The 450-nt window shown below is 49.3% G+C and carries 1 protein-coding gene; it reads left to right on the top strand.

Annotated elements, in window-relative coordinates; translation table 11 throughout:
• On the top strand, nt 1–450 hold a 450-nt coding region (locus ACNFOC_RS55360; protein WP_416966440.1), incomplete at both ends, for a hypothetical protein.

Below are 450 nucleotides of genomic sequence, written 5' to 3'. Positions count from 1 at the left end.
ACATTGAGGGCTTGGTAGGTATCGAGAACAACTCATTCCTTGAGGCACGTAACTTGTTTGATTCGGACCTATCCATCACGATGCCAGATGGACAACAGTTTTCAGTGAACGACCTAAGGGACTTCGATATGTTCCGCATCATGCCAGCGTATGACCGCCGTATCAACGGTGACATCGCCATCATGGGGTCGACAGGTAAAACCACTCAGGAACTTAAGGATGAGATTTTGGCTCTCAAGGCGAAAGCTGAGGGTGACGGCAAGAAGACTGGTGAGGTTCATGCTCTTATGGATACCGTTAAGATTCTTACTGGTCGTGCTCGACGTAATCAGGACACTGTGTGGGAAACCTCACTGCGTTCCATCAATGACCTAGGGTTCTTCGCTAAGAACGCCTACATGGGTGCTCAGAACCTTACGGAGATTGCTGGGATGATTGCCACTGGTAACG

It is taken from the genome of Streptomyces colwelliae (assembly GCF_048158785.1).
GTDB lineage: Bacteria > Actinomycetota > Actinomycetes > Streptomycetales > Streptomycetaceae > Streptomyces.
The sequence above is the reverse complement of the archived record's forward strand: the minus strand, read 5'-3'. Positions and strand labels throughout refer to the sequence as shown.